Source organism: Inquilinus sp. CA228, from assembly GCF_052078665.1.
In the GTDB taxonomy this organism is placed as follows: Bacteria; Pseudomonadota; Alphaproteobacteria; order DSM-16000; family Inquilinaceae; genus Inquilinus.
This window is the reverse complement of the sequence record NZ_JBQJIK010000018.1, coordinates 1-22,011: the sequence shown is the minus strand read 5'-3', so window position 1 is coordinate 22,011 and position 22,011 is coordinate 1. Positions and strand designations below refer to the sequence as shown.

24 protein-coding genes are annotated in these 22,011 nt (G+C 70.8%); 14 read left to right on the top strand and 10 right to left on the bottom strand.

Annotated elements, in window-relative coordinates:
- Positions 1-23 precede the first annotated feature (23 nt).
- A complete protein-coding gene (locus ACTOWL_RS10910; RefSeq protein WP_441321250.1) occupies positions 24-3,923 on the top strand; it encodes a hypothetical protein in 3,900 nt (1,299 codons plus the stop codon).
- Positions 3,924-3,956: 33 nt separating this feature from the next.
- Here ACTOWL_RS10910 and ACTOWL_RS10905 read toward each other — a convergent pair whose 3' ends face one another.
- Positions 3,957-4,445 carry an SRPBCC family protein gene (locus ACTOWL_RS10905; protein ID WP_441321249.1) on the bottom strand — a complete coding sequence of 163 codons (489 nt, stop codon included), beginning with the start codon at positions 4,443-4,445 and terminating at the stop codon, positions 3,957-3,959.
- Positions 4,446-4,448: 3 nt separating this feature from the next.
- Positions 4,449-4,790 (bottom strand): ArsR/SmtB family transcription factor, encoded by a 342-nt coding sequence (locus ACTOWL_RS10900; protein ID WP_441321248.1) that lies wholly within the window; start codon positions 4,788-4,790, stop codon positions 4,449-4,451.
- A gap of 100 nt (positions 4,791-4,890) precedes the next feature.
- On the opposite strand from ACTOWL_RS10900, the gene ACTOWL_RS10895 reads away from it, so the two are divergent.
- Positions 4,891-5,079, top strand: a complete 189-nt coding sequence (locus ACTOWL_RS10895) for a hypothetical protein (protein WP_441321247.1) — start codon at positions 4,891-4,893, stop codon at positions 5,077-5,079.
- A 10-nt stretch (positions 5,080-5,089) separates the two neighbouring features.
- Here the strand turns inward: ACTOWL_RS10895 and ACTOWL_RS10890 are convergent, their stop codons facing one another.
- Entirely contained in the window at positions 5,090-5,410 is a 321-nt protein-coding gene (locus ACTOWL_RS10890) for a DUF1476 domain-containing protein (protein WP_441321246.1), read from the bottom strand.
- A 193-nt stretch (positions 5,411-5,603) separates the two neighbouring features.
- On the opposite strand from ACTOWL_RS10890, the gene ACTOWL_RS10885 reads away from it, so the two are divergent.
- A complete protein-coding gene (locus ACTOWL_RS10885; RefSeq protein ID WP_441321245.1) occupies positions 5,604-6,515 on the top strand; it encodes a LysR substrate-binding domain-containing protein in 912 nt (303 codons plus the stop codon).
- A 3-nt stretch (positions 6,516-6,518) separates the two neighbouring features.
- Here ACTOWL_RS10885 and ACTOWL_RS10880 read toward each other — a convergent pair whose 3' ends face one another.
- Positions 6,519-8,189: an acyltransferase gene (locus ACTOWL_RS10880; RefSeq protein ID WP_441321244.1), complete on the bottom strand. Its 1,671-nt coding sequence runs from the start codon at positions 8,187-8,189 to the stop codon at positions 6,519-6,521.
- Between the two features lie 9 nt (positions 8,190-8,198).
- Positions 8,199-9,476 (bottom strand): ABC transporter substrate-binding protein, encoded by a 1,278-nt coding sequence (locus ACTOWL_RS10875; protein WP_441321243.1) that lies wholly within the window; start codon positions 9,474-9,476, stop codon positions 8,199-8,201.
- 204 nt (positions 9,477-9,680) lie between these two features.
- On the opposite strand from ACTOWL_RS10875, the gene ACTOWL_RS10870 reads away from it, so the two are divergent.
- Together ACTOWL_RS10870 and ACTOWL_RS10865 are read left to right on the top strand one after the other, a co-directional pair.
- Complete coding sequence (locus ACTOWL_RS10870; protein WP_441321242.1) at positions 9,681-10,721, top strand: LacI family DNA-binding transcriptional regulator; 1,041 nt, start codon at positions 9,681-9,683, stop codon at positions 10,719-10,721.
- Positions 10,722-10,978: 257 nt separating this feature from the next.
- The gene (locus ACTOWL_RS10865) at positions 10,979-11,944 is read left to right on the top strand and encodes an OmpA family protein (RefSeq protein ID WP_441321241.1); all 966 of its coding nucleotides are present in this window, start codon (positions 10,979-10,981) and stop codon (positions 11,942-11,944) included.
- 39 nt (positions 11,945-11,983) lie between these two features.
- Here ACTOWL_RS10865 and ACTOWL_RS10860 read toward each other — a convergent pair whose 3' ends face one another.
- The 3 genes from ACTOWL_RS10860 to ACTOWL_RS10850 form a co-directional block, all read right to left on the bottom strand.
- Positions 11,984-12,337 carry a VOC family protein gene (locus ACTOWL_RS10860; protein ID WP_441321240.1) on the bottom strand — a complete coding sequence of 118 codons (354 nt, stop codon included), beginning with the start codon at positions 12,335-12,337 and terminating at the stop codon, positions 11,984-11,986.
- 73 nt (positions 12,338-12,410) lie between these two features.
- Positions 12,411-13,205, bottom strand: coding sequence for a helix-turn-helix domain-containing protein (locus ACTOWL_RS10855; RefSeq protein WP_441321239.1), 795 nt, complete (start codon positions 13,203-13,205; stop codon positions 12,411-12,413).
- 3 nt (positions 13,206-13,208) lie between these two features.
- Positions 13,209-14,189, bottom strand: a complete 981-nt coding sequence (locus ACTOWL_RS10850; RefSeq protein WP_441321238.1) for a S1C family serine protease — start codon at positions 14,187-14,189, stop codon at positions 13,209-13,211.
- A 157-nt stretch (positions 14,190-14,346) separates the two neighbouring features.
- Between ACTOWL_RS10850 and ACTOWL_RS10845 the strand changes: the two genes are divergently transcribed.
- Positions 14,347-15,462, top strand: a complete 1,116-nt coding sequence (locus tag ACTOWL_RS10845; RefSeq protein ID WP_441321237.1) for a winged helix DNA-binding domain-containing protein — start codon at positions 14,347-14,349, stop codon at positions 15,460-15,462.
- A gap of 33 nt (positions 15,463-15,495) precedes the next feature.
- Here ACTOWL_RS10845 and ACTOWL_RS10840 read toward each other — a convergent pair whose 3' ends face one another.
- A complete protein-coding gene (locus ACTOWL_RS10840) occupies positions 15,496-15,939 on the bottom strand; it encodes a YybH family protein (protein ID WP_441321236.1) in 444 nt (147 codons plus the stop codon).
- A 203-nt stretch (positions 15,940-16,142) separates the two neighbouring features.
- Here ACTOWL_RS10840 and ACTOWL_RS10835 point away from each other — a divergent pair, with 203 nt between their 5' ends.
- The 8 genes from ACTOWL_RS10835 (at position 16,143) to ACTOWL_RS10800 (ending at position 21,454) form a co-directional block, all read left to right on the top strand.
- The gene (locus tag ACTOWL_RS10835; protein WP_441321235.1) at positions 16,143-17,006 is read left to right on the top strand and encodes a helix-turn-helix domain-containing protein; all 864 of its coding nucleotides are present in this window, start codon (positions 16,143-16,145) and stop codon (positions 17,004-17,006) included.
- An 88-nt stretch (positions 17,007-17,094) separates the two neighbouring features.
- On the top strand, positions 17,095-17,535 hold the full coding sequence (locus ACTOWL_RS10830) for a VOC family protein (protein WP_441321234.1): 441 nt from the start codon (positions 17,095-17,097) through the stop codon (positions 17,533-17,535).
- Between the two features lie 11 nt (positions 17,536-17,546).
- The gene (locus ACTOWL_RS10825; RefSeq protein ID WP_441321233.1) at positions 17,547-18,560 is read left to right on the top strand and encodes an ABC transporter substrate-binding protein; all 1,014 of its coding nucleotides are present in this window, start codon (positions 17,547-17,549) and stop codon (positions 18,558-18,560) included.
- The gene (locus ACTOWL_RS10820; protein ID WP_441321232.1) at positions 18,557-19,357 is read left to right on the top strand and encodes an ABC transporter ATP-binding protein; all 801 of its coding nucleotides are present in this window, start codon (positions 18,557-18,559) and stop codon (positions 19,355-19,357) included. Before ACTOWL_RS10825 ends, ACTOWL_RS10820 begins: the two co-directional genes overlap by 4 nt.
- The gene (locus ACTOWL_RS10815; protein ID WP_441321231.1) at positions 19,354-20,103 is read left to right on the top strand and encodes an ABC transporter permease; all 750 of its coding nucleotides are present in this window, start codon (positions 19,354-19,356) and stop codon (positions 20,101-20,103) included. The genes ACTOWL_RS10820 and ACTOWL_RS10815 overlap by 4 nt, the downstream gene beginning before the upstream one ends.
- 100 nt (positions 20,104-20,203) lie before the next feature.
- Positions 20,204-20,623, top strand: a complete 420-nt coding sequence (locus ACTOWL_RS10810; protein ID WP_441321230.1) for an ArsR/SmtB family transcription factor — start codon at positions 20,204-20,206, stop codon at positions 20,621-20,623.
- Complete coding sequence (locus ACTOWL_RS10805; protein ID WP_441321229.1) at positions 20,533-20,976, top strand: SRPBCC family protein; 444 nt, start codon at positions 20,533-20,535, stop codon at positions 20,974-20,976. Before ACTOWL_RS10810 ends, ACTOWL_RS10805 begins: the two co-directional genes overlap by 91 nt.
- Positions 20,977-20,986: 10 nt before the next feature.
- A complete protein-coding gene (locus ACTOWL_RS10800; protein ID WP_441321228.1) occupies positions 20,987-21,454 on the top strand; it encodes an NUDIX domain-containing protein in 468 nt (155 codons plus the stop codon).
- A gap of 91 nt (positions 21,455-21,545) precedes the next feature.
- Here the strand turns inward: ACTOWL_RS10800 and ACTOWL_RS10795 are convergent.
- The coding region (locus ACTOWL_RS10795; RefSeq protein WP_441321227.1) for a DUF2076 family protein at positions 21,546-22,011 on the bottom strand (466 nt) is incomplete at its 5' end.

The window sequence follows — 22,011 nt, the reverse complement described above, 5'->3', positions numbered from 1 at the left end:
GCATTTTGCAGAGGGGGAATGCGATGCTCGGTCCGGTGACGCGCACGCCGTCCACGCAGTGGCGGACGAACAACCCGAACGGCCTCAATTTCGGCCTCGCCGTCGACCGCGCCCGGCAGCAGCCGCCGGTGCTGCCGGTCGAGGCGCCGACGCAGGCCGATCCGGCCGCCGGCGCGCTGCCCGCCCCGTTCCAGCCCGGCGCCAAGCCGCTCGGCGTCGCCGAGTTCCCGGTCGAGCAGGGCTGGCCGTTCCGGATCTACATCCAGAAGGCCGGCCTCCCGCCCTGCGACAACGACGCGCTGCACGCCCAGCTGCCGGCGACGCCGAAGCTCGACCCCCTGCCCTTCGGCAACCGCCCGGCCGCGGCGCCCGACGCCGACCGCAAGCTGCAGGCGGACGACATCGTCACCGTGCTCGACGAGACCCGGCTCGATTATCTGAGCCAGCAGCGGCAACTGCTGGCCAAGGCGTCGGACGCCAAGCTGTCGCCCTATGAGCGGCAGCAGGCCAAGGACGACCTGGCGGCGGTGATCGGCCAGGAGATCGACTACGCCGCGACCGAGCAGAGCGCGCCGGATTTCGACGCGCTGGTGCAGCCGATCGCGATCCGGGCGCCCGACGACCCGGTGTTCCGGGAGGCGATCCAGGCCGCCAAGACGCAGAAGCAGAATGAGTGGACCGTCGACGACCGCACCGCCGAGGGCGCCGCCGCGGTGCAGCAGCTGGGCGCCGACGGCAAATACGACGAGGTCACCGCCCTGGTGAAGCAGCGGCTGATCGCCCAGGCCGACGCCACCGGCAAGGACAACCCGACGCCGCAGGCGCTGGTCGCGTCGATGACCCATCTCGCCGGCGTCTACAAGACCTATGGCGGCGGCGACACCGCGCAGTATCTGGCCGCGGTGCAGCGCGGCTTCAGCGAGGCCCACAAGGAGGTGTTCCTCGACCGGCCGATCCGCGAGATCGAGGCGGCCTGGGGCAAGGGCGGCCAGGAGGGGGCCAAGGCCGCGGCGGCGAAGATCGCCGAGCTGACCGACCCGACCCGGACCATGCCGATCCTCGGCGGTCAGGTGATGAACGACCCGCGGGTCGCCGCCATCCTGCGCGGCTGCGTCGACCAGGTCGCCCGGTGGGATGTCGGGTCGGACCTCCAGGACGCGAAGAAGGTGGTGACCGACCTGGCCCAGGCCAGCCAGAACGCCGTCTATGCCGACGGCGACACGCCCGGCCAGGGCAAGCAGGCGGTCGACGCCCTGGGCGACTACATGGTCGAGACCATGCGCGGCGACCTCGCGGCCGAGCATCTCAGCCCGCTGCACATGATGAACCTGCCGGAGGTGCTGGCCGATGCCGGGGCGGAGGGCAATGTCACCCTGACCCTGGCGATGACCGTGCGGCTGGACGAACTGGCCGGCCAGCAGAAGGAGCCGAAGTTTGACGACACCGACCCGGGGCCGATGCGCGACGCCCTGCTGTGGGCCGCGACCAAGGGGCTGGAGAACTTCCAGGGCACGGTCAGGGCGCATCAGGACAAGACGCTGAAGGACGGCGAGTCCATCGGTGTGCCGCTGCAGACCTGGGGCACCACCCTGTCGCCCGAGGAGCAGGCGGCGACGATCCAGAAGCTGCTGCAGGACAACCCGGACCTGGCGGAGACGCTGGAGCAGGACGGGCAGCGCACCAATTGGCTGAACGAGCGTTCGGACAGCATCACCAGGGCGCTCGGGCTGTATGGCCGCGAGCTGAAGGGCATCGACGGCTACGAGAGCGGCCAAGTCAAGAACTACACCGTGCCCGGGCCGATGCTGCCGCCGACCGACGCCGAGACGCTGCTGGCCGCGGCGCCGCGCGAGCCCAAGCACACCAACGCCACCTGGTTCGAGCGCTCGAACCGGCTGCTGCTGACCTTCGGCCTGCAGGAGCAGGTCAAGCGGTCGATGAGCCCGGACGACTACAAGAAGCTGATCGGCGGCCAGGCCGACCAGCTGTCGCCGTCGGGTCAGCGCCTGCTCAAGGCCTCGAACGCGATCGGCCGGACCTCCGCCGGCCTCAGCTCGTACCTGTTCGCCCGGAACGCGGCGGAATGCCTGTCCGGCGCCCTCGGCAGCACCGCCGTCGTCGACAAGCTGGTCGACGCCGTCTACGTCCCGGTGCATGGCGCCATGGCGATGTCGGCGGCGGCCAATGCGACGATATCGCCGGGCATGCGGGAGAAGATCTTCGGCACCGACCCGACCAGCGGCCGGCCGAACACGCCGTTCAACAAGGCGTACAACAACGCGGTCGGGCGGATCGACAATATGGCCGCCGGCGCCACCGCCAAGACCATATTGAAGGGCATCGCCGGCGCCGTGTTGCGCGATCTCGGCGACGCCTATTACGTGTTCGCCGACACGGTCAACGTGTTCGGCTACATGGGCAAGCCGAACACCGGCTGGGTGCACAGCGTCGGCTACGCCTTCAGCGTCGCCGGCGACCTCGCCTTCCTGTCGGCGCCGGGCTTCCAGATCATCGGCGCCGAGACCGCCACGGCGGCCGCGGCCGGCGGCGGGTCCGGCGGGCTGCTGGGCTACCTGGCCAGCCGCGGCGTCGCCTTCTGGACCGGAGTCGGCGCGGCGCTGATGGTGATCGCCTCCGGCATAAACTACTTCGCCAGCATGGCCGACAAGGCGCACGAGTTCGACGGCGCCGATGCGGACTTCCTGAAGGCGATGGGCGTCAACGGCCCGGTCGCCGACAAGCTGGGCCTGCACACCATGGCCCAGAGCTCGGACCAGGGCAGCGCCGGGCCGACCCTGATGGCCGCCTTCTGGAACCTCGGCTACACATCCAAGGACATGGTCGAGGTGATGAACTCCTGGACGCCGGAGCAGGCGGACGAGGTCGCCACCTACATCAAGTACTATGACCGCCACCCGGCCGAGAGCGTGACCCAGGCGGTGCTGGACTGGGCGCCGAAGAACGGCATCCCGCTGCCGCGCTACCGCACCGAGGATGTCGGCCGGCTGAGCAGCCTGGGGGTCAAGGAGGAGGTGGCGAACCAACTCGGCGCCACCACCTGGGCGACGCCCGACCCGAAGCGCATCACCGCCGGGCAGATGCTGGACCAGGCCTTCACCTATCTCGGCTACACCCAGGAGCAGCGGGTGCAGGTGATGAACTCCTGGTCGGGGGAGGAGGCGCGGCAGGTCGCCGACCTGGCCAAGTCGTACCGCACCGATGCCGCGACCAAGCCCGACGCGCTGTTCCTCGACTTCGCCAAGAGCCACGGGCTGGCGCTGCCGCAATACAGCAGCCCGGACGCCAAGCGCCTGGCCGATCTGGGAGTGCGCCCGGACCTCGCCGGGCTGATCGCCACCAGCGTCACCAACCCGATGGCGGACGGCGACGCCAACCCGGTGACGGCGCTGACCGCGACCTTCGCCAAGCTGGGCTATTCGCAGCAGGACATGGTCTCGGTGATCAACTCCTGGTCGCATGAGGACGCCGGGGCGGCCGCCGACGGCCTGCTGGAGATCGCCGCCGAGGCCAAAGCCGGCCAGACGCCGAAAGACATCCCGGGCGAGCTGGTGCAGTGGCTGCAGTCGCGCAGCGTCACCCTGCGGCCCTATGACGAGGCCAATGTGAACTATCTCACCGGCGCCGGGGTGAAGCGGGAGGTGGCGCTGCTGGTGGCCAGGGACCCGGCCAACACGCCGAAGCAGCCGGCGGGGTCGGAGCCGGCGATCCTCAAGGCGCTGCAATCGCTCGGCAACAGCCGGGAGCACGCGATCGCGGTGATGAACGGCTGGACCCCGGCCCAGGCGAACCGGGTCGCCACCCTGCTCGACCAGACCTCGATCAACGCGCCGGAGCAGGACATCCCGAAGCAGCAGCTCCTCGCCCTGGAGGAGAACAGCGGCGTGCCGATGCATCCGAAATAGGGGCCGGCGGCGCCGGCCCCTGCCTTCCGGCGACTAAGCCGCCAGCGCCTCGTCCAGCTTGTCGAAGGTGCCGCCCCAGCCCTCGGTCATCGATTCGAGCATCTCGGCAAAGGCCTGCCGCTCCTCGTCGCCGGCATCGAGCGGCGTCCACACCAGCCGGAGCCGGGTGCCCGCCCCCTCCTCCGTGAAAGTCGCGGTCGACAGAATCCTGAGCGGCCAGGGCCCGCCGAAGGGCGATTGGACGATGTTGGCGTGCTCGTCCGCGAAGGAGTGCTCCCAGACCAGGCGCGACGGCTCGACCACCTCGCGATAGGCGAACTTCACCCACATCCGGCCGCCGCCGGGCTGGTCCATGCGGGCGTGCATGATCCCGCCCGGCCGCAGATCGAGGGACTTCACGGTGGTGGTGACGCCCTTCGGGCCGAACCATTGCGACATCCGCTCGGCGGTCGTCCAGTGCTGCCAGACCCGGCTGAGCGGCGCCTTGAACAGGCGGGTGATGACGAATTCGGTGGCGGCCATGGCCTACGCATCCTTGCTTGGTTCAGAGGTGGCTTCGAGGATCTCCTCGAGGCGGTCGAAGCTGTCGTTCCACAGGCTGCGGACCTGATCGAACCAGTCGACCGTCTCCTTCAGCGCCGCGAGGTTGAGGCGCCGCGGCCGCGACTGGGCGGCCTGGCCGCGCTCGATCAGCCCGGCGCCCTCCAGCACCTTCAGATGCTTGGAGATGGCGGGCTGGCTGATCCGGAACGGGGCCTGCAACTGCGACACCGTGGCCTCGCCGCGGGCGAGCCGCAGCAGGATGGCGCGCCTTGTGGGATCGGCCAGCGCGGCGAATTTGAGGGTGAGCGAGTCTTCCAAAACCATTTGGTTATATAACCAATTGGATATTGACGAGTCAACCCTCTCCGACGGCCGGATGCGGCGGTACTGGACAGCCCGGTCCCGGCCGCTCAAAGAACGCGCCATGATCTCGACCGTCAGCGCGTCCGGAACGCCCGACCAGCAGGTGAGCAGCGTTTCATTGACGGCAAGGCGGGCGATAAAAAATATCGATCACTTCCTCGGGCCGTATTTCCAATTCTTGGTTTGTAATTCCATAAAAATCAAAGAAAAACCGCCCGGACAGTCGGGCGGTCCATTGGTTGATGCCTGAAAATGTGAGCTCAGTTATTGCGGATGTTCTCAATTTCCTTCGCCAACAACTCGTCCATAGTGCGGCGAATCTGATGCTCAGATTGATCGATGCCGGCCGCTTCGAAATCCGCCTTTACCTTGCGCAGCACGTCATCATCGCCGGCTTCGGCGAAATCCGACGCGACAACCTCCTTGGCGTAGGCGTCGGCGTCAGCGCCCGATTTGCCCAGTTTTTCGGCCGCCCAGTATCCGAGCGCCTTGTTGCGCCGGGCGTTGGCCTTGAACTTCGCCTCCTCGTCGAAAGCGAATTTGCGTTCAAAGCCTTCGTCGCGGTCCTTCCCGCTGCTCATGTGCGTTCCCTCTCTGGAGTGGTTGTGGTGATGTCCCGAAGTTTGTTGAACTTCGGTTGATCGGCGTTGCTCGATTTCATGTTAGGCAGTCCTTGATGTACCTTGGCAACGGGTTTTGTGGCGGTGCACGTCTGATGGGCTCGCAGTGCGGCGCGCAGGATCGGCAGTTGCTTGTGAGCCTTGAGCCTGAGTCATGGCCTCGCCCTTCCCGATTCCGCTGAATGCGCTGCGCGCCATCGCGGTGGTGGCGCGCGGCGGCTCGCTGTCGACCGCGGCGAAGGAGCTGGGGGTGACGCCGGGCGCGGTCAGCCAGCACATCCGCCGGGCCGAGGCGCGGCTGGGCGTGATGCTGTTCGAGCGCACCCCGACCGGGCTGGTGCCGACCGCGGAGCTGTGGCGGATCCGGCCGATGCTGGACGCCGGCTTCCGCATGCTGGCCGACGCGATGGCGGCGCTGGCGGTCGAGCGCGCCGGCATCCTGACCGTCACCACCGGCAGCGCCTTCGCTGCGCGCTGGCTGGTGCCGCGGCTGTCGCGCTTCACCGGCGCCCATCCGGAGATCGAGCTGCGCTTCGTCGCCACCGCCGACGTGCTGGACCTCGCGCTCGGCGACATCGACTGCGCCATCCGCATGGGCCGCGGCGGCTGGACCGGGGCGCTGGCCGAGAAGCTGATCCCGCAGACCGTGTTCCCGGTCTGCGCCCCGGCGCTGGCCTCGCGGCTGAAGCGACCGGCCGACCTGGCGACGGTGCCGGTGATCCGCGACGAGGGCTCGCTGATCTCCTGGGCCGAATGGTTCGCCGCCGCCGGGGTGGCGTCGCCGCCGCGCCTGTCCGGCCCGTCCTACACCGACCCGATCCCGGCGATCGAGGCGGCGGTGGCCGGCCAGGGCGTGTTCATGGCCTGGCAGCTGATCGCCGCCGACGCGCTGGCCGACGGGCGGCTGGTCCGCCCCTTCCCGATCGCCGCGCCGACCGAGATCGCCTATTGGTTCGTCACCACCGAATCCCGGTCGCGGCAGCGCAAGGTGCAGCTGTTCCGCGCCTGGCTGGACGCGGAGCTGACCTCCAAGCGGGCGCGCCCGGTGTCTGGCGTGTGGAGCTGAGCCTCAGCGCCCCGGCCAGCGGATTCGATCGACCGGCAGGGCCGGGCCCCAGCGATGCACGCCGACCAGCCGGAAGCGCGCGGCATCGGCCAGGCCGAGATGGGTCAGGATCAGGGCGACGATCGACAGCCACATCTCCGTCCCCTGCAGCCCCGGCGCCTCGCCGCGGCTGAAGGCGAAGCCGCGGCCGGGCTGGTAATGCCGGAGCGCGGCGGCGAGGAGCAGGCGCAGGGGTTCCGTGATCTCCGCCGCTCGATGGTTGGTCTGGCGGGCGCAGAGCATCAGAGGGTGCACCACGTCGAGCACGTTGCAGGCGTTGAAGCCGGTATGCTCGAACCCGCCGTTGCGGCAGAGATGGGCCAGGACGGAATCGATCGTCCGCTCCGGCCAGGGCAGCGGCAGGCCGAACTGGGCATAGGTGCCGCGCGTCAGCCGGTAGAAGCCGTTCACCGGCTGCAGCCAGTCGTCGCCGACCGGGCCGCTCCACAGGCCGGTGGCAGCGCTGGCTCGGGTGGTTAGCCAGCCGATCAGCGTCGTGAGCCCGCCCGGATCGCCGAAATCGCGGGCGTTGAGATAGTACGCCGTGCCCAGCGCGTCGACCCAGGCGCCGGACGACCAGCCGCGCTCGGCCCAGGGCAGGCCGTCGAGCGCCCGCTGCAGCGCCGCGGGGTCGAGCCGCGAGGCCCAGGCGACGGGATGGCGGAAGGCGGCACCCAGGCACTCCAGCGCGTAGCCGACGCAGAGGATGTTGTAGAGGTTGTCGCCGCCGGGATCGGCCGGCGGGTCGCGTCGCACCGCATCCGGCGTGTCCGGGTTGAAGCACAGGCCGGTTGCCGGATCTTGCAGCGCCTGCAGGCGGGCGATCCAGTCCTCGCGGCCGAAGGGCGGCGGCACGGCGCCGAACATCGCCGCGATCTGGATCGCGTCGCAATCGGCGCGGAACGGTGCGTTCCCGGCGTTGCGCGGATCCTGGTACCAGGAGGGCTGGCCGGGCGGCGCCGCCTGGGCGGCCAGGATCGCCGGCCACTCCTCCCCGATCCGGGCGTCGAACGCCTTCACCTCCGCCAGCAGCGCATCGGCCGGGGGCGCCCCTCGCGGGAGGCGCCGGTCGCGGATCACCCGGGCGGGGTTGCCGCCGACCAGCGCGTAGTCCGGCACGTCGCGGGTGACCACCGCGCCGGCGGCGACGATGCAATGGCTGCCGATCCGCACCCCGTCGGTGACCACGGCATTGGCGCCGATCCAGACGTCGTCGCCGATCTCGATGCCCTTGGTCGACACCCCCTGCTGCGCGATCGGCGTTTCCGGATCGTCCGAGACATGGTCGAAGCCGGCGATCATGGCGCCGGCGGCGATGCGGACCCAGGAGCCCATGCGGACCTGGCCGATCACCGAGGCGTGAAGGTTGACGGAGCAGTGGTCGCCGGCGGTCAGGGTGCCGTGCAGGCGCACGCCGGCGGCGACGACGCAGCCGTCGCCCAGCGTCAAGCTGTCGGGGAAGATATAGGCCTGGGGCGACAGGTAACAGGCCTCGCCGAGCTGCAGCCGCAGGCGCCGCGCCAGCTCGGCGACGAAGGCCGCCTGGGCGCGGCGCTGCGCCTCCGTGGCCTGGCTCTCGAAGCGCCAGGGATGGGAGTCGAACTCGTCGACCGGGCGGACGTCTGGGACCGACATCGGATCTCCTCAGAGAATGGCGCCGGCGTCGGCGATCAGCTGGGCGGCGCCGTCGGTGACCGAGGCGTTGCCGAAGGCGACCGTGTCCGCCACCCGCTTCAGCACCCGGCCGAATTGCTGCGACCCCTTGGGCGGCGGCGGCGGATAGGGGCCGAGCTTGTCGGCGATGACGTTGACGTAGTCGACCGTGGCGCGCTCCACCGGCTTGAGCGTCGGCAGGATCAGCTCACGCATCGCCGGGGCCATCGGCACGCCGCGCTCCACCCCCAGCACCTTGGCGGCCTCGGGGTCGCTGAGGAAGAAGGCGATGAAGCCGGCCGCCGCCTCCGGCGCCTTCGACCGGGCGTAGATCGACCAGCACGAGGCCGGCCGGTAGAATTGCCCCGGCTTCGCCCCGGGCCCGCCGTTCGGATACATGGTCAGGGCCAGCGGCACCTGGGTGGCGGCCTGCATGCCGACGATCTGGTTCGAGAAGGCCAGGCTGGTCGCCGCCTTGCCCTGGATCAGCGGCATCTGGGTGATGGTCGAATCCGGGCTGAGCGCGGCGATGTCGGCCGGCACGCAGCCGCCGCTCCGGCGCATCTTGTCCCAGTAGCTGAACCACGCCGCGGCATGGTCCTGGGTGAAGCCGAGCGCCCGGTCGGTGGTGAACAGGTCGGCGTCGCGCTGCCGCAGCCAGACCTGGAAGGCGAAGCTGTAGCCGCTGGCGTCGCAGGAGCCCCAATACTGGTCGCGGCCGGCCGCCTTGGTCAGCTCGGCCATGCGGTCGGCATAGTCGTCCCAGCTCGTCTTGTCGTCCGGCGGGGCGATGCCGGCCGCCTTGAACACGGCGGTGTCGTACATCAGGGCGAAGGAGTTCAGGCCGTGCGGGATGCCCCAGACCTTGCCGTCGAGGGCGCAGAGATCCAGCAAATCGCGGCCGATTCCGGCGGTGTCGATCGGCTGCGGCATCAGCCCGTCGAGCGGCAGCGTGGCGCCGCGCTGGACGAAATCGGCGAAGCTGTTGGGCTCGAGCTGGAAGACGTCCGGGGCGCTGCGCCCGACCAGTTGGGTGGCCAGCTTCGGGAAGTATTCGGCGTTGCTGACCTCGCCCACCAGCTCGGCGCCCTGCGCCTTGGCCTGGTACAGCTTCAGCACCTCGAGCGTGCGGCGGGTGCGGTCGTCGCTGCCCCACCAGACGACGCGCAGCCGGGCCGAGTCGGCCCGCAGGGCGGCCGGCAGCGCCGCCGCGCCCGCCAGCCCCATTGCCCCGGCCAAGACGGATCTGCGCCCGATCGCAGCCGACATCGCACCCTCCCCTGCTCGCTTGCCGATGATCCGGGCGGTTGCTTCCGCCCAGCGAAGTAACCAGTTGGTTACAAGTGAACCGGGGAATGCGCCCGCTGTCAATTCGCAATCCACCCTTGGTCGGAGCGGCCGATCGCACCCCTTGGCCCGTACCGCCGTTCCGGGGCATCGTCGGGACATGATCCAGGATTCCGAGATCCGGCCGTGAGCCGCAGCCGCAGCCTGCCGCCGGCGCCCGAGGACGGGCGGCCGCGCATGGCCGACATCGCCCGCATCGCCGGCGTGTCGGTGGCGACGGTCAGCCGGGCCCTGGCGGGATCGCCGCGGGTGACCGGCGAGACGCGGGAGCGGATCGAGGCGGCGGTGCGCGACACCGGCTATGTCGTCAACCGCATGGCCCGCAGCCTGCGCCTGCAGCAGGCGCGGCAGGTGTTCGTGATGGTGCCGAACATCGCCAACCCGTTCCACGCCTCGGTGCTGCTGGGCGCCGAGGAGGCGGCGGTGGCGGCCGGCTTCCACGTGCTGATCGGCAACACCGCCGGCGACCCGGCGCGGGCGGAGGAGCATGCCCGCCAGCTGCTGACCGGCGCGGTCGACGGCATGCTGCTGCTGGGCGGCCGGATGCCGGAGCCGCTGAAGGCCCCGGCGCTGCAGCAGCGCCTGGTGGCGGTGATCGAGCCGATCGCCGCGCCCGGTGTGCCGGTGGTCGAGATCGACAACCGGGCCGGCGGGCGGGAGGCGACGCGGCACCTGATCGGGCTGGGCCATCGCCGGATCGGCCATATCGGCGGCAGTCCCGCGACCACGGCGACGCCGAAGCGCTTCGCCGGCTATGCCGAGGCGCTGGCCGAGGCCGGCCTCGAGCTGCGGCCCGAACTGGTGCGCTACGGCCCCTTCTCGATCGCCACCGGGGCCGAGGAGATGGCGGAGCTGCTGGCGCTGCCCGAGCCGCTGACCGCCGTGTTCTGCGGCAGCGACGAGATCGCCATGGGCGCGATCCGCACCATCAAGCAGGCGCGGCTGCGGGTGCCGGAGGACATCTCGATCGTCGGCTTCGACAACATCTATTTCGCCGCCGTCACCGACCCGCCGCTGACCACCATCGACCAGCCGGCCCGGCGGCTGGGCTTCGAGGCGATGCGCCTGCTGGCCGACCGGCTGGCCGGAGTCGCCGGGCCGAAGCGCGGCGTCGAGGTGCCCTACCGCCTGATCGTCCGCGCCAGCACCGCCCCGCCGCGGCGCTGAAGCCACGCCTCGAGGCGCCCCAGCGAGCGATCCAAAAACGGTGTTGCTGCACTGCAACGCTCTCGCGATCGCGGCCTTCCGCCTGGCTTTCACCCTCCGTCCTGTCCGCCTCGTGTGACGGACCGATGACAGTTCAAGGTGCGACAATGCCGCTGCGCGCCATTTTGGCATACATTCAAGAACGTATGCATCTGTATCGTCAGGCTCGGGACGAGAATCAAGACCGAAATCCTACCGAGAAATTCGTGGAGTCAGGAATGACCAGACGCATCGTCTTCGCCGCGGGGGCAGCCGCCGTGCTCGCCGCGACGCCGGCCATGGCACAGCAGGTGAGCGGCCTTTATGTCGGTGCCGGAGCGGGCGCCAACTTCCTCCAGGGCAACGGCCTGAACAAGGACGACTACGATGTCGGGCCGGCCGGCAACCTCTATGTCGGCTATGGCTTCGGCAACGGATTCCGCACCGACTTCGAGGCGAGCATCCGGGAGAACAGCCATGACGGCAACAACCACCAGACCACCTATGGCCTGATGGCGAACGGCTACTACGACTTCGACTTCGGGTCGCCCTTCGTGCCCTATATCGGCGCCGGCATCGGCCTGGCGCTGGTCAATGCCGACTTCAACCCGAGCGGCCCGGGCAACTACTTCAGCTCGACCGAGGCCGCCCTCGCCTATCAGGGCATCGCCGGCGTGGCCTACAACTTCGCGCCGAACATGGCCGCGACCGTCGAATACCGCTACCTCGGCACCCAGGGGCCGACCTTCAAGGACAACGGCGTCCGGATCAAGTCGGACGACAACAACAACCACACCGTCCTGGTCGGTCTGCGCTACACCTTCGGCGCCCCGGAAGAGGCGCCGCCGCCGGAGCAGGTCCAGGAGGTTACCCAGGCCCGCAGCTACCTGGTGTTCTTCGACTTCGACAGCTCGAAGCTGACGCCGGAGGCCAGGCAGATCGTCGGCTCGGCCGCCAGCGACGCGCTGCAGGGCAAGAGCACCCGGATCGACGTCACCGGCCACACCGACCGGTCGGGCTCGGACAAGTACAACCAGGCCCTGTCGGTGCGCCGGGCCGAGGCGGTCCGCCGCGAGCTGGTCTCCGACGGCGTCGCCGACAGCGAGATCGTGACCCGCGGCGTCGGCGAGGCCGATCCGCTGGTGCCGACCGCCGACGGCGTGCGCGAGCCGCAGAACCGGCGGGTCGAGATCGTCGTGAACTAAGATCGGAAGGGGGCCTCGGCCCCCTTCTCTCTTTCCGCGCTACCGGTCGGACCAGACGGCGAGCTCGTAGCCGTCAGGGTCCTGGAAGTGGAAGCGCCGGCCGCCGGGAAAGCTGTAGATCGGCTTGACGACCCGGCCACCCGACTGCTCCAGCCGCTCCTGCGTCGCGGCAAGGTCCTCGGCGTAGAGGATCACCAGCGGGCCGCCGCCCTTGGCCGGACTGCCCTGGGCGAAGCCGCCCTTCAGCCGGCCGTCGTCGAACTCGCAATAGCCGGGGCCGTAATCGGTGAAGCTCCAGCCGAAGGCGCGGCCGTAGAAGTCGCGCGACCGCGGAATGTCGGCGACGGCGAACTCGATATAGTCGATGCGGCGGTCGTTGCCGGGGCTGGCCATGGGCCTCCTCCTCTCACTGTTCGGCCGTGAGCCTGCCACTGCCCAGACGCCGCGTCTTGAACGGAACGGCCAGTCAGGCGGCCGCGCGGTCCTGGCCGGCGGTGAGCTGGCCGAGGATGGCGGCCGGGGTCAGGCCGGACAGGCGCCGCGCCTCGCGCGTCAGATGCGCCTGGTCGGCATAGCCGGCGGCGGCGGCCAGGGCCGACAGCCCCGGCTCCTCCCCCGCCGCAGCCAGCCGCAGGAAACGCTGGAAGCGCAGGATCCGGTCGAGCGACTTGGGGCCGTAGCCGAAGGCCTCGTGGCAGCGCCGCCGCAGGCTGCGCTCGCTGATGCCGAGCCGGTCGCGCAGCGCCGCCAGCCCGGCCTCTTCCGCGCCGCGGCCGAGCCAGTGGAAGGTCAGCGCCATCTCCGGCGCCGGCGGGCCGATCTCAGGCGCCGCGCCGGCCAGCCCGGCCTCGAGCCGCGCCATCCGCTCCGCCATCGTCTGCGCCTCGCCGATGCGGTCGTTGAGGCCGCGCGCCCAGGGCCGGCCGAACTCCTGCAGATCCAGCTGCCGGCCGGTGATCTCCGACATCGGCAGGTCGAGCCAGCGCATCGCGGCGCCGGGCCGGAAGCGGACGGCCACCACCGGATCGCCGGGCGGCAGCAGGGGATGCGCCGCGGTCAGGTCCGGCCCGGCCACCATCAGCCGGTCGCCCACCCACAGCAGGTCGACGCAGCCATCCGGCACCACCGCGACCGGCAGCGCCGGGCCCTGCGGGATCGCATGGACCCAGCGGCACAGCAGATGCGGCGCCAGCGCCGGCGCCGGCCGGGCCTCGCGATAGAGGCCGGCGCGCTTGGCCAGGACCGGGTCGCCGGGCCGCATCCCCTAGTGCAGCTTCGCCGATTTGAGCACGCGGGCGCGGTCGGCCGAACGGATGCCGACGTCGAACACGTCGCCCTCGCGGTCGAGCGTCAGCGGCACCTCGACCCCGGCCTCGCCCAGCGCCCAGACGGCGCGGAAGAAGCCGGCCAGGTCGGTCACCGCCTCGCCGTCCACCGCCAGCACGGCGTCGCCCTCGCGCAGCCCCGCCCGCCGGGCCGGCCCGTTGCCGGCGAAGCCGACCACCACCACCCGGCCCTCATCCTCGGTCGCGAACAGGCCGAGCCAGGGGCGCGGCGGCTGGTCGGCGCGGCCGAGCGTCGCCAGGTCGTCGAAGATCGGCTGCAGCAGGTCGATCGGCACCACCATGTTCAGCGGCAGCACCCGGCCGCCTTCCGCCTGGTGCTGGATCTGCAGCGAGCCGATGCCGAGCAGGTCGCCGGCCGGGCCGATCACGGCAGTGCCGCCCCAATGCGGATGGGCGGGCGCGGTGAAGATGGCGTCATCCAGCACGTATTCCCAGTATCCCGCGAACTCCTGGCGGGCGACGATCCGCCCGGCCAGCGACCGCCGCCGGCCGCCGGCGCCGGCGATCACCACCTCGGTGCCGGGCTCGGCGTCGCGGCCGTAGCCGGGCTTGAGCGCCCGCACGCCGAGCGGCCCCAGCGCCTGGACCAGGCCGAAGCCGGTCGACTGGTCGTAGCCCAGCACATGGCCCGGCACCACCCGGCCGCCATTGGTGGTGAGCCAGATCTCCTCGGCCTCGGTGATCAGGTAGCCGATGGTCAGCACGATGCCGTCGTCGCGGATCACCACACCGTTGCCGGCCCGTTCTGTGCCCAGCGTGCCGGCGGTGAAGGCGTCGGGCGGGATGCGCGCGGTCAGGCCGACCACGGCGTCGAGCGCCCGGTCGAGGTCGAAGGCATAGTCGTCGGGGTCGGGCTGCGCCCGGACGGGCACTTCCCAGTCGTCCGGTCCGAGGGCCATCGCGGCCTCCATGGGTGTCGGGCGGGATAGTCCCCCAATTCTCGACGCCTTGCCGGGCCGGATGCAAGCCCCGAGACGGATCGGGCCGGACGCCGCGCTTGTGTCCTGGCGCCGATCCGGGACAGGCTGGCGCCGAATTCGCGGGATCGGGGGATGCATGGCGAAGGGGGATGCGGCGGTGCTGGACCGGCGCAGCCGCAACCGGGCGCTGCTGGCCCGGCAGGGGCTGCTGCAGCGCTGGCCGGTGACCGCGGCCGAGGCGATCGAGCGGCTGGTCGGGATGCAGTCGCAATCCCCCACCGCCGCCTATGTCGGGCTGTGGAGCCGGCTGGAGCGCTTCGAGCTGGAGGACCTGGCCGAACTGATCCGCGACCGCAAGGCGGTGCGCATTGCCCTGATGCGGTCGACCATCCATCTCGTCACCGCCCGCGACTGCCGGGCGCTGCGCCCGGTGCTGCAGGCGCTGCAGGAACGGCTGCTGATGACCGGCACGCCCTATGGCAAGACGCTCGCCGGGCTGGACCTGGAGGCGGTGGTGGCGGCCGGGCGCCGGCTGCTGGTCGACCAGCCGCGCACGGTCGAGGAGATGGGCCGGCTGCTGCAGAAGCAGTGGCCGGACCGGGACGCCAAGTCGCTGTCCTACGCCATGCGCAACCTGGCGCCGCTGGTGCAGGTGCCGCCGCGCGGCCTGTGGGGCATCGGCGGGCTGCCGCTGTGCACCACGGCCGAAGCCTGGCTGCGCCAGCCGCTGGGCACCGACACGGCGCCGGAGCAGATGCTGCTGCGCTACCTGGCCGCCTTCGGCCCGGCCAGCGTGCAGGACATGCAGACCTGGTCGGGCCTGACCCGGCTGCAGGGCGTGGTCGACGCGCTGCGGCCGAAGCTGGTGACCCTGCACGACGAGGGCGGGCGCGAGCTGTTCGACCTGCCCGACGCGCCGCGACCGGGCCCGGACGTGCCGGCGCCGCCGCGCTTCCTGCCGGAATACGACAACCTGCTGCTGTCCCATGCCGAGCGCGAGCATGTCATCGCCGAGCAGTACCGCCCGCTGGTCTACGGCAATTTCATGCCGCCGGTGCTGCTGGTGGACGGCCGTGTCCAAGGCCGCTGGAAGGCGACCCAGGCGCGCGACGCCGCGGTGCTGCGGATCGAGGCCTTCGAGCCGCTGTCGAAGCGGGAGGCCGCGGCGGTGACCAAGGAAGGCGAGCGGCTGCTGGAGCTGGTCGCCGAGGGCGCCAAGAGCCGCGAGGTGCGGATCGAGGCGGCGGGATAGGACCCGGATGCGGCCGACGGTGCCGCCAGGGGGTCAGCCGCGGGCGATCGCGGCCGCCTGCTCCAGGCTGATGCCCTTGACCAGCGGGTCGGCATGGCGGTGCACCAGCCGCCATTCCGGCCCGTCGCGGCGAAACACCAGGGTGACGCGCAGCGACCAGTCCTGGTCCGGCAGGCCGCCGACCTCGACCGTCTGCCGTTCGATCACCACCAGCACCACCAGGTCGCCCGAGGCATAGGCCTGCACCAGCTCCAACGCCGTGCGGCCGGCCCGGAAGAAGCGCCCCAGCGCGGCCAGCTGGTCGCTCGACGCATCGAAGCCGCAGGTCGGCGCCCCGCCGAACGGGGTCATCAGCGTGAAGTCGTCGGCATGGGAGATCAGGGCGAGATAACCCTCTATGTCGCCGCGCATCAGCGCCGCATTGGCCTCCGCGGCCCGCGCTACGAGATCCGTGATGTCCTTGTCGGTGACGGCCATGGTTCTCCTCGCTCAACCGGCTCGGTCCCTCCATCTACGGCACTCCGCGGCGCCCGCCTGTTCCCCCCGGCACATCAGGGCGAGCCGATGGCCCTGCCCGCCCCCGTCTGGCATGCTGCTTGCGTCGTTCCGGAGCGGGAACGGCGTCGGAACCGAGGCCGGAAGAGCCGCGGACCGCACAGGCAGGTCAGGGAGAGCATGGGATGGACGGTCTCGACCCTTCGGTCTTCGCCATCAGCCGGCCGGCGCTGCACGACTACGCGGCGGCGGCGCGGCCGGACATCATGGTCGAATGCTACCGCAGCGACGCCGGGCAGATGGATTCGCGCGGCGCCCTGCATCGCCTGTCGCTGAACCGCACAGGCCATGGGCGCTATGCCTTCCGGATCGGCGACGGGCCGACGCGGCGGGTGGCGCGGCCGCCCTGGACGCTGGGGGTGCAGCCGGCCGGGCTGCCGCTGTTCGTCGACGGCGATGGCGCCGACTACATCTCGATCTTCCAGCCGCCCGAGGCCTATCGCCGGATCGGCCGCGAGATTGGCCCGGCCGAGTTCGAGGATGGCGAGATGCTGGTCGCCGCCGATCCGGTGACGATCCATGTCGCCCTGGCGCTGGCCGAGCTGGCGCGGCAGCCGGAGGCGACCGATCCGCTGCTGGCGGAGCAGCTGGGCCTGTCCTTCGCTTTCTGCACCCTGCGCCTGCTGTCGCATCGCCCGGCGCTGCGGCCGGAGCGGCCCGACGCGCTGTCTCCAGACCGGCTGCGCCGGGTGCTGGAGCATGTCGAGGACGCGCTGGAGGATGGCGATCTGAGCCTGGCCGAGCTCGCCACCATCGCCCGGCTCAGCCCGTTCCATTTCAGCCGCGCCTTCAAGGCTGCGACCGGCCGCGCGCCGCACCAGTTCGTGCTGGCGCGCCGGGTCGAGCGGGCCAAGGCGCTGCTGGCGCGGCCCGACCTGGCGCTGGCCGAGATCGCCTATCGCGCCGGCTTCGCCAGCCAGGCGCATTTCTCCACCGCCTTCCGCCGCGCCACCGGCACCACCCCGGCACGCTACCGGGCGGAGGGATAGCAAGTTCCGGCAACGAAAGCGCAGGATTGCGAAAGAAGGGCGGCGGCGGCCAGCGCCATGATCGGGGCGAGACCGTCCGGAGACCGCCATGCCCTTCGCCCAGACCCACCCGATCACCGATGTCTGCTTCCTGGTCGAGGATGTCGAGCGGGCGGCCGCCTTCTACATCGACAAGCTGGGCTTCAAGCTGCGCCGCCGCGCCCCGGGCTTCGCCGACTTCAAGGGCGCCGGGCTGACCCTGGCGCTGTGGGAGATCGGCCATATCGCCGAGCACACCGGCGTCTCCAGCCGCCGCGCCCCGCCGCAGGTGCACAAGGCCTGCGCCGCGGCCGAGCTGCCCTCGCCGGCGACGGTGGACGCGGTCTATCTCGAGCTCAGCACGCTCGGCGTGACGTTCACGCGGCCGCCGGCCGACTATGCGTGGAATGCGCGCTGCGCCTATTTCACCGACCCGGACGACAATCTGTGGGAGATCTATGCCTGGCTCGACGGCGGCCCGGTGGGCGACGTCGAAGGCCCAGCCGCTTGACGGAGGACCGCATGACCGCCTTCGACCGCCGCACCGTCCTGGCCGGGATCGCCGCTTTCGGCGCCGGCATCGCGCTCAAGATCCCGGAGGGCCGGGCCGAGGCCGCCACGGTGGTGATCAAATACGACTGGCTGATCAGCAACGGCCAGATCGGCGACGTGGTGGCGCTGAAGCAGGGGCTGTTCCAGGCCGAGGGGCTGGCGGTCGAATTCTCGCCCGGCGGCCCGAACTCCGCCACCGTGCCGCCGGTCGTCACCGGCCAGGCGGCGCTGGGCCAGTTCTCCGATTCCGCGCAGCTGCTGCTGGCCCGCGGCTCCGGCGTGCCGGTCAAGATCATCGCCTGCGGCTACCGCTCCGGCCCCTTCGCCTTCTACTCCCTGCCCAAGGCGCCGATCCGCACGGTCAAGGACATGATCGGCAAGCGCATCGGCATCCAGCCGACCGCACGCTTCGTGCTGGACGCGATCCTGGCGCAGAACAAGATCGACCCGTCGCAGATGGACATCACCAATATCGGCTTCGACATGACGCCGCTGGTGTCCGGCCAGGTCGACGCCGTCACCGGCTGGATCACCAACACCCAGGCGCTGTCGGTGATCGGGCCGGACCGGATCGACCTGATGATGAAGGACACCGGCCTGCCCTCCTACTCCAACGTCTATTTCGCCACCGACGCGGCGCTGGCCGAGAATGCCGAGGTGCTGGCCAAGTTCCTGCGCGCCGTGGCCAAGGGCTGGGCCTGGACCCATGCGCATCCGAAGGAGGCGGTGGACCTGACCGTCGACGCCTATCCGCAGCTCGACCGCGCGACCGAGCAGGCGACCATAGGGTTGGTGCTGAAGCTGAGCTTCGACGCCAACACCAAGGCCAAGGGCTGGGGCTGGTTCGACCCGGCCGCGATCGCCGAGCAGGTGCGGATCTATGACTCGATCGGCCAGTTCCAGGGCAACACGCCGAAGCCGGAAGACTGCTGGTCGAGCGCGATCCTGGAGATGACCGCAGCCGACCGGCCGAAGCTGGGGTGACCGGACGGGTGGAGAGCAGCGCCGCGATCCGCTGCCGGGGCCTCGCCATCGGCTATCCGGCCACCGGGCGTGGTGCCGGGGCGGTGCCGGTGCTGGACGGCGTCGACCTGGACGTGCCGCAGGGCGGCTTCCTGACCATTCTCGGGCCGTCCGGCTGCGGCAAGTCGACCCTGCTGCGGGTGGTGGCCGACCTGCTGGCGCCGCTGGGCGGCGAGATCGCGGTGCTGGGCGGCCCGCCGCATGCGGCCCGGGCCCGCCGCGACATCGGCTTCGTGTTCCAGGACCCGACCCTGCTGCCCTGGCGCAGCGTGCGCGCCAATATCGAGCTGCCGCTGCAGGTCGGCCGGGCTGCCCGCCCCGACGGGCTGTCGACCGACGACCTGCTGGCCTTGCTCGGCCTTGGCGGGCTGGCGGAGCGGATGCCGGACCAGCTGTCGGGCGGACAGCGCCAGCGCGTGGCGATCGCCCGCGCCCTGCTGTCCCGGCCGCGCATCCTGTTGATGGACGAGCCGTTCGGCGCGCTCGACGAGATCACCCGCGACCGGCTGAACGACGAGCTGCTGGCGCTGTGGCGGCGCACCGGCACCACCGTGGTCTTCGTCACCCACAGCATCGCCGAGGCGGTGTATCTGGGCCAGCAGGTGCTGGTGCTGGCGGCCCATCCCGGCCGGGTGCTGGAGATCGTCGACCTGCGGCCGCTGAAGGATGCGGAGGGCCGCTGCAACCGCGACGCGCCCGAGATCACCGCCGTCGCCGCCCATCTGCGCCGGCTGCTGGCGGTGGGATCGCCGGCATGACCCGCCCCTCCGACATCCTGTGGCCGGCGCTGGGGGCGCTATCGATCCTGCTGGTCTGGCAGTTCGTCGTGCCGGCGCTGGGCGTGCCGGCCTTCATCGTGCCAGGGCCGGCCGCGGTGTTCGACAAGCTTTGGACCGACCGGGCGCTGCTGCTGGCCAATGCCTGGCCGACAGCGCTGGAGGCGGTGCTGGGCTTCCTGCTGGGCAATACGGTCGCGGTGCTGCTGGCCATCCTGTTCACCTACAGCCGGCCGGTGCGCGCCGCCTATTTCCCGATCGTGCTGTTCTTCAACACCATCCCGGTGCTCGCCTTGGCGCCGATCTTCATCCTGATGTTCGGGCTGGGCCTGCTGCCGAAGATCGTGATCGCGGCGGTGATCTGCTTCTTCCCGACCCTGATCGCCATGGTGCGCGGCCTGACCCTGGCGACGCCGAACGAGCGGGAGCTGATGCGGGTGCTGTCGGCCAGCGGCTGGGAAAGCTTCTGGCGGCTGCGCGCGCCGCGGTCGCTGCCGATGCTGTTCACGGCGCTGCGCATCGCCGCCACCGGCAGCGTCATCGGCGCCATCGTCGGCGAATGGATCGGGTCGAATGCCGGGTTGGGCGCGCTGATCATCCAGGCGACCTTCAACTACCAGGCCGACCGCCTGTTCGCCGCCGTCTTCGTCGCCGCGGCGATGGGGTTGGTCGCCTTCGGCGCGGTGGTGCTGGTCGAGCGGCTGGGCTTCCGGCGCTGGGTGCGGTAAGGCCGGCTGCGCGGCCAATCGTCCGACTAATCTGGATCCGGCCGCCGATGTCGGCGCATATGGCTTGACAGCCCGACCCGACACTCTCAAAGTTCACTTGATGGTTAACTATCAAGAGCCCGTGCTCGACCGCACCTTCGCCGCCCTGGCCGACCCGACCCGCCGGGCGCTGATCAGCCGGCTGGGCGAACAGCAGGACCTGTCGGTCAGCGAGCTGGCCCGGCCTTTCACCATGTCGCTGCCCGCGGTGATGAAGCACCTCGACGTGCTGTCCGACGCCGGGCTGATCACGCGGACCAAGACCGGGCGCACCGTGACCTGCCGCCTGTCCGCGGCACCGATGGAGCAGGCGATGGACTGGCTGGCCCGATACCAGCGCTTCTGGTCCGAACAGCTCGACCGACTGGCCGCCTTCGTCGAGGAGGAATCGTGCTCGCCAAGCCCAGCCTCAGCATCCGGCGCCGCCTCGCCGCCCCTCCCGCCAAAGTCTACGGGGCCTGGATCGAGCCGGACAAAATAATGCGCTGGTTCGGGCCGGCGGGCGCCGAGACCATCAGCGCCGAGGCCGACCCGCGCACCGGCGGCCGCTACCACGTCGCCTTCCGCACGCCGGACGGCGAGCGCCATGATGTCGGCGGCGTGTACAAGGAGGTCGTGCCGGAGGAGAAGCTGGTGTTCAGCTGGGCCTGGCGGACCATGCCGGAGCGGGAATCGCAGGTGACGCTGACCTTCCGGCCGGACGGCGACGGCACCGTGCTGATCCTGACCCATGAGCAGTTCTTCGACGAGCCGGCCCGCGACAGCCATCATGAGGGCTGGAGCGGCTGCCTCGACCGGCTGGAGCGCTATCTTCTCGAGGAAGCCGTCGCCTGAGAGAGGTCCCATGCCCGCCGAGAGTGCCGGGATTCTGATGCACAAGCGCGTGGACGGGCAGCGGCTAGTCCTGCTGGTGCATCCCGGCGGTCCGTTCTGGCGCGGCAAGGATCTGGGTGCCTGGTCGATCCCGAAGGGGGAGCCGGAGCCCGGCGAGGACTTCGAGTCCACTGCCCGGCGCGAATTCGCCGAGGAGCTGGGTACGGCGCCAGAGGGGCCGTTGCTGCCGCTGGGCCGGATCCGCCAGCGCGGCGGCAAGGCGGTCACGGCCTTCGCCATCGCCGGCGACCTGGATGTCAGCCGGGTCCGCAGCAGCGAGTTCGAGCTGGAATGGCCGCCGAGGAGCGGCCGGATCCAGTCCTTCCCGGAGGTCGACCAGGCCGAATGGTTCGACCTGGCGACCGCCCGCCACAAGATCCTGGAGGGCCAGCGCCCCCTGCTGAATCGATTGGAGGAGATTCTGGACGCTCCGGCGTAGGTTGGGTTCGCCCTGGCGAACCCAACATGGTGCCGCCAGCACCGCGTCGGGATGTTGGGTTCGCGTTCGCGAACCCAACCTACGCCGAGGCTCAGACGCCCACCGTGTCGTCGCCGCCACCGCCGAAATCATCGCCGCCGAAATCCTGGCTGCTGTCGTCCTGATAGTCGGCATCCTGGACACCCTGGTCGTCCGCGGGCACGGCATCGGCGTCACGCAGGTCGCTGCCGTCGGCGCCGGGGGCGGCGTCGCCATAGTAGTTGTTGACCACCGTCTCGGTCAGGCCGGGGGTCGCACCGCCGAAGCCGCCGAGCCCGCCATGGCCCATGCCGAACAGGGATTCGATGCCCTGGAACAGCAGCGCTCCTCCGGCGACACCGGCCGCGGTGGCGGCGGCGCTGCGCAGGAAGGACGGGCCGGAGGACTGGGCGAGGGGCCCGCCGCCACCGCCCCACGGGCCGGGCTGGGCCTGGGCGTAGCTCGGCGGCGCCTGGGTATAGGCCGGCGCCTGCTGCTGCGGCGCCGGCTGCGGACGCGAAGCCGCACCGCTGCCGAAG

Excerpts from the sequence above, each read along its gene's own strand:
- ACTOWL_RS10910 (WP_441321250.1), top strand. The coding sequence starts at position 24 with ATGCTCGGTCCGGTGACGCGCACGCCGTCCACGCAGTGGCGGACGAAC.
- ACTOWL_RS10905 (WP_441321249.1), bottom strand. The coding sequence starts at position 4,445 with ATGGCCGCCACCGAATTCGTCATCACCCGCCTGTTCAAGGCGCCGCTC.
- ACTOWL_RS10900 (WP_441321248.1), bottom strand. The coding sequence starts at position 4,790 with ATGGTTTTGGAAGACTCGCTCACCCTCAAATTCGCCGCGCTGGCCGAT.
- ACTOWL_RS10895 (WP_441321247.1), top strand. The coding sequence starts at position 4,891 with ATGATCTCGACCGTCAGCGCGTCCGGAACGCCCGACCAGCAGGTGAGC.
- ACTOWL_RS10890 (WP_441321246.1), bottom strand. The coding sequence starts at position 5,410 with ATGAGCAGCGGGAAGGACCGCGACGAAGGCTTTGAACGCAAATTCGCT.
- ACTOWL_RS10885 (WP_441321245.1), top strand. The coding sequence starts at position 5,604 with ATGGCCTCGCCCTTCCCGATTCCGCTGAATGCGCTGCGCGCCATCGCG.
- ACTOWL_RS10880 (WP_441321244.1), bottom strand. The coding sequence starts at position 8,189 with ATGTCGGTCCCAGACGTCCGCCCGGTCGACGAGTTCGACTCCCATCCC.
- ACTOWL_RS10875 (WP_441321243.1), bottom strand. The coding sequence starts at position 9,476 with ATGTCGGCTGCGATCGGGCGCAGATCCGTCTTGGCCGGGGCAATGGGG.
- ACTOWL_RS10865 (WP_441321241.1), top strand. The coding sequence starts at position 10,979 with ATGACCAGACGCATCGTCTTCGCCGCGGGGGCAGCCGCCGTGCTCGCC.
- ACTOWL_RS10860 (WP_441321240.1), bottom strand. The coding sequence starts at position 12,337 with ATGGCCAGCCCCGGCAACGACCGCCGCATCGACTATATCGAGTTCGCC.
- ACTOWL_RS10855 (WP_441321239.1), bottom strand. The coding sequence starts at position 13,205 with ATGCGGCCCGGCGACCCGGTCCTGGCCAAGCGCGCCGGCCTCTATCGC.
- ACTOWL_RS10850 (WP_441321238.1), bottom strand. The coding sequence starts at position 14,189 with ATGGCCCTCGGACCGGACGACTGGGAAGTGCCCGTCCGGGCGCAGCCC.
- ACTOWL_RS10845 (WP_441321237.1), top strand. The coding sequence starts at position 14,347 with ATGGCGAAGGGGGATGCGGCGGTGCTGGACCGGCGCAGCCGCAACCGG.
- ACTOWL_RS10840 (WP_441321236.1), bottom strand. The coding sequence starts at position 15,939 with ATGGCCGTCACCGACAAGGACATCACGGATCTCGTAGCGCGGGCCGCG.
- ACTOWL_RS10835 (WP_441321235.1), top strand. The coding sequence starts at position 16,143 with ATGGACGGTCTCGACCCTTCGGTCTTCGCCATCAGCCGGCCGGCGCTG.
- ACTOWL_RS10830 (WP_441321234.1), top strand. The coding sequence starts at position 17,095 with ATGCCCTTCGCCCAGACCCACCCGATCACCGATGTCTGCTTCCTGGTC.
- ACTOWL_RS10825 (WP_441321233.1), top strand. The coding sequence starts at position 17,547 with ATGACCGCCTTCGACCGCCGCACCGTCCTGGCCGGGATCGCCGCTTTC.
- ACTOWL_RS10815 (WP_441321231.1), top strand. The coding sequence starts at position 19,354 with ATGACCCGCCCCTCCGACATCCTGTGGCCGGCGCTGGGGGCGCTATCG.
- ACTOWL_RS10810 (WP_441321230.1), top strand. The coding sequence starts at position 20,204 with ATGGTTAACTATCAAGAGCCCGTGCTCGACCGCACCTTCGCCGCCCTG.
- ACTOWL_RS10800 (WP_441321228.1), top strand. The coding sequence starts at position 20,987 with ATGCCCGCCGAGAGTGCCGGGATTCTGATGCACAAGCGCGTGGACGGG.